Raw genomic sequence first — 1533 nt, 5'->3', positions numbered from 1 at the left:
TCGAACCGCACGGCCCCATCGAGACCGAAGCAGCCCGCCGCCTCGCCGACGACCTCAACAACCAGTAGTCATCTGTTAACCCAACACTTTCTCAGACGGCCGCCGGGCGCACCTCGCCGCCGAAGAAGACCAGGACCTCGCGGATCAGCCCGTCCCGGACGGTGACCGCCTCGACGTTGCGGTAGCGGCCGCCGGTGGCGAGCTCGTACTCGTAGTAGACGAAGACGAGTCCCCCGTCGGCGGGCGTCACCCGGAGCAGCCGCTGCTCCGTGAAGCGGTCGGCGGTGGGGAAGCAGCGCTCGAAGAACGCCGCCCGGTCGATCCGGTCGTCCCGGGGGCTGGTGAACGTGAAGTCCTCGGCGTACAGCGGCAGGGCCGCCTCGCGGTCCTGCCGCCGGTAGCAGCGGAACGCCGCCTCGACGACCTCGGCGGGGGTGCTGGTCATGCGGTCTCCCTGGTGCGGTGTCAGTCCGCCAGCCCCAGCGGGTCCGGAGCCGGGTCGAGCAGCTGGGGGCCGTTGTTGCGGACGCTGTTGACGGTGGTGGGGACGGCGCGCACGCGCAGGGCGCCGTCGGCGGGGCGGCGCAGCAGGTGGTGGAGTTCGGCGGGGTCGGTGTGGGTGGGGGAGAGCCAGGTGGCGAGGTCGTCGGGGGCGACGGTGAGCGGCATCCGGTCGTGGACGCGGCCGGCGGAGTCGGTGGCGTCGGTGGTGATGACGGTGGCGGTGGCCAGCCAGGCGAGCGGGTCGTCCTCGGGGCGGGCGCGGTCGCGCCAGAACTCGTAGAGCCCGGCCATCAGCATCACGGTGCCGGTGCTGAGGAAGTACGGCTGCTTGTACGCCTTGCGGTCGGCGGCGGCGGGGACCTCGCGCCACTCGAAGTAGCCGTCGGCGGGGACCACGCAGCGGCGGGCGGTGAAGGCCTTGCGGAAGGCGGGCCTGGTGTCGACGGTCTCCGCGCGGGCGTTGATCAGGCGGGCGCCGCCGGACGCGTCCTTGGCCCAGGACGGGACCAGGCCCCAGCGCAGCGGCCGCAGCTGGCGCAGCAGTTCCCCGGTCTGCCGGTCGAGCCGCTCCAGGACGGCCGGGACGGGATCGGTCGGGGCGACGTTCCAGCTCGGGGCGACCGTCTCCGCAGGGTCCCACCGCAGCTCGCCGAGCAGCGAGACGAGGTCCTGGGGCGTGGTGGTGGAGACGAAGCGGCCGCACATGCCCCCAGCCTGCCACGCCGCACCGACAACGCCGGGCAGCGCGGTGCGCGCCCGCCCCGGGGCGGGGCAGCAACCCGGGGTCAGCAGCGGGTCGGGGCCCGCCCGGCGCCGGCCCGGCGGTGGCGGAGGAGCCCTAAGGGCGTGTCTGACAATTCTCGCCGGGTGCGCGGCGCCCTGGTCCGACGCGAATTGTCAGACACGCCCTAGGGATCGTCTTCAAAGGTCAGAGCCAGAGCAGGATTGAGGCGATGGTGACGGCGGCCTGGTAGGACTCGCGGGTCTTGTCGTAGCGGGTCGCCAGGCCGCGCCACTGTTTCAACCGGT

The 1533-nt window shown here is 73.1% G+C and carries 2 protein-coding genes and 1 pseudogene; all 3 read right to left on the bottom strand.

The features are described 5' to 3' along the window. Positions 1 to 91: 91 nt before the first annotated feature. On the bottom strand, positions 92 to 445 hold the full coding sequence (locus tag ACH5AR_RS33835) for a nuclear transport factor 2 family protein (protein ID WP_396305357.1): 354 nt from the start codon (positions 443 to 445) through the stop codon (positions 92 to 94). Between the two features lie 20 nt (positions 446 to 465). Further along, positions 466 to 1209 (bottom strand): SOS response-associated peptidase, encoded by a 744-nt coding sequence (locus ACH5AR_RS33830; RefSeq protein WP_396305356.1) that lies wholly within the window; start codon positions 1207 to 1209, stop codon positions 466 to 468. Positions 1210 to 1432: 223 nt separating this feature from the next. Beyond that, positions 1433 to 1533: pseudogene (locus ACH5AR_RS33825) on the bottom strand (IS5/IS1182 family transposase); the annotation flags it as partial.

Origin of the sequence: Kitasatospora sp. NPDC018619 (genome assembly GCF_044391605.1) — a bacterium.
GTDB lineage: Bacteria > Actinomycetota > Actinomycetes > Streptomycetales > Streptomycetaceae > Kitasatospora.
The sequence above is the reverse complement of the archived record's forward strand: the minus strand, read 5'-3'. Positions and strand labels throughout refer to the sequence as shown.

Bases quoted from the DNA above. Each gene is read 5' to 3' on its own strand.
- ACH5AR_RS33835 (WP_396305357.1), bottom strand. From the start codon at position 445: ATGACCAGCACCCCCGCCGAGGTCGTCGAGGCGGCGTTCCGCTGCTAC.
- ACH5AR_RS33830 (WP_396305356.1), bottom strand. From the start codon at position 1,209: ATGTGCGGCCGCTTCGTCTCCACCACCACGCCCCAGGACCTCGTCTCG.